The following is a 2585-nucleotide window of genomic DNA, read 5'->3' as shown; positions in this document are numbered from 1 at the left end:
CTGCTGGCCGCCGCCCTCGTCGCCACCCTGCGCACCCCCGCGCCCGACCGCGCCCCCCGGCCGGCGGGCAGCACCCTGCGCCGGGAGATCGCCGACGGCCTGCGCACCCTCGTCCGGGACCGGGCGCTGCGCGGACTGTGCACCGCCACCGCCCTGTGCAACGTCGGCATGGGCGCCCTCATCGCGACCCTCGTCGTCCTGGTGACCGACTGGCTCGGCGCCGGCAACACCGGCTACGCGGTCGCCCTCACGGCGTACGCGGCCGGCAGCCTGGCCGGGGGAGCGGTCAACGGGCGCCTGGCCGACCGCCTCGGCCGGACCCGGGCCGTGCTCCTGGCCGGCACCGTGCAGTGCGCCGCCCTCGTCGCCATGGGCGCCGTCCGCCACCTCGGCGCCCTCACCGCCGCGCTGGCCGTCTTCGGCTTCATGGGCATGGTGTGGAACGTCAACACCACGACCCTGATGCAGGAACGCAGCCCCGCCGCCATGCTCGGCCGGATCAGCTCCGCCCACCGCACCCTCGCGGTCGCCGGGGCGCCCGTGGGCGCGCTGCTCGGCGGTGCCGTCGCCGCCGCCTGGGGCACCCGCACCCCGCCGCTGCTCGCCGCCGCCTTCTTCGTCCTGTCCGTCGCCGCGCTGATACCCGGAAGCCGTACGGACGTACCCCTTGTTGCGCCGGACGACGGCGTCACGACAGCTCACGTCCACCGCTGATCAATTAGGTTGGTAAGGGCAGCGGGGCAGGTACGCACAGGCAGCAAGGAAGAAGGCTGAAGTCCGAGATGAACGCAGACGGCCGTACCAGGCTCAACCAGACGCCGGAGTGGACCGCACTGGCCAAGCACCGCGAGGAGCTCGCCGAGGTGGGGCTGCGCGAGCTGTTCGCCGCCGACCCCGGCCGCGGCACCGGGTACACCCTGGGCGTCGGCGACCTGTACGTCGACTACTCCAAGCACCTGGTCACCGACGACACCCTGCGGCTGTTGCGGGAGCTGGCCGCCGCCACCGACGTGTTCGGTCTGCGCGACGCCATGTTCCGCGGCGAGCGGATCAACACCACCGAGGACCGCGCGGTCCTGCACACCGCCCTGCGGGCCCCCCGCGACGCGGTGATCGAGGTCGACGGGGAGAACGTCGTGCCGGCCGTGCACGCCGTCCTCGACCGGATGAGCTCCTTCGCCGACCGCATCCGTTCCGGCGAGTGGACCGGCCACACCGGCAAGCGGATCCGCAACGTGGTCAACGTCGGCATCGGCGGCTCCGACCTCGGCCCCGCCATGGCGTACGAGGTGCTGCGCGCCTACACCGACCGCGACCTCACCGTGCGCTTCGTGTCCAACGTGGACGGCGCCGACCTGCACGAGGCCACCCGCGACCTGGACCCGGCCGAGACGCTGTTCGTCATCGCGTCCAAGACCTTCACCACCATCGAGACCGTCACCAACGCCACCTCGGCCCGCACCTGGCTGCTCGACGCGCTGGGCGGCGACGAGGCCGCGGTGGCCAAGCACTTCGTGGCGCTGTCCACCAACGCGGAGAAGGTCGCCGAGTTCGGCATCGACACGGCCAACATGTTCGAGTTCTGGGACTGGGTCGGCGGCCGGTACTCCTACGACTCCGCGATCGGGCTGTCCCTGATGATCGCCATCGGCCCGGACCGCTTCCGGGAGATGCTCGACGGGTTCCGGATCGTCGACGAGCACTTCCGCACCGCGCCCCCCGAGTCCAACGTCCCGCTGCTGCTGGGCCTGTTGGGCATCTGGTACAACAACTTCCACGGTGCCCAGTCGCACGCCGTGCTGCCGTACTCGCACTACCTGTCGAAGTTCACGGCCTACCTCCAGCAGCTCGACATGGAGTCCAACGGCAAGTACGTCGACCGGGACGGACGCGAGGTGGACTGGCAGACCGGCCCCGTCGTCTGGGGCACCCCGGGCACCAACGGGCAGCACGCCTACTACCAGTTGCTCCACCAGGGCACCAAGCTGATCCCGGCGGACTTCATCGGCTTCGCCGAGCCGGTCGCCGAGCTGAGCGACGAACTCAAGGCCCAGCACGACCTGCTGATGGCCAACTTCTTCGCCCAGACGCAGGCCCTCGCCTTCGGCAAGACGCCGGACGAGGTGCGCGGTGAGGGGGTGCCCGAGGAGCTGGTGCCGCACAAGACCTTCCCCGGCAACCACCCCACGACGACCATCCTCGCGCGGGAGCTGACGCCGTCGGTGCTCGGCCAGCTCGTCGCGCTCTACGAGCACAAGGTGTTCGTGCAGGGCGCGGTCTGGAACATCGACTCCTTCGACCAGTGGGGCGTGGAGCTGGGCAAGGTCCTCGCCAAGCGGGTGGAGCCGGCGCTCACCGAGGGCGCCGAGGTGCCCGGCCTGGACGCCTCCACCCAGGCCCTGGTCGCCAGGTACCGGGAGCTGCGCGGACGGCGGTGAGACGCGGTGCGGGAGGCGGACGGCCGGGCGCCGTCCGCCTCCCGCACCGCTCCCGGCCGGTCCGCGCGGCTCGGGTCACAGCGCTCGGGCACAGCGCTCAGGCCACGGCGCTCAGGGTGTCCGCGAGGCGGCGGCGGGCGGCCCGGG

Annotated in this window: 2 protein-coding genes; both read left to right on the top strand. The window is 72.2% G+C overall.

Annotated features, from left to right (window positions below):
* A partial coding sequence (locus G3I53_RS02140) for an MFS transporter (protein WP_164437973.1) occupies positions 1-714 on the top strand: 714 nt, incomplete at its 5' end.
* A 68-nt stretch (positions 715-782) separates the two neighbouring features.
* The gene (gene pgi, locus G3I53_RS02135; protein ID WP_164335267.1) at positions 783-2438 is read left to right on the top strand and encodes a glucose-6-phosphate isomerase; all 1656 of its coding nucleotides are present in this window, start codon (positions 783-785) and stop codon (positions 2436-2438) included.
* The last annotated feature ends 147 nt before the right edge of the window (positions 2439-2585 follow it).

Source organism: Streptomyces sp. SID14436, assembly GCF_010548465.1.
GTDB lineage: Bacteria > Actinomycetota > Actinomycetes > Streptomycetales > Streptomycetaceae > Streptomyces.
Note: the sequence above shows the minus strand (reverse complement) of the source record. Positions and strands in the feature narration are given on the sequence as shown.

Excerpts from the sequence above, each read along its gene's own strand:
- pgi (WP_164335267.1), top strand. The coding sequence starts at position 783 with ATGAACGCAGACGGCCGTACCAGGCTCAACCAGACGCCGGAGTGGACC.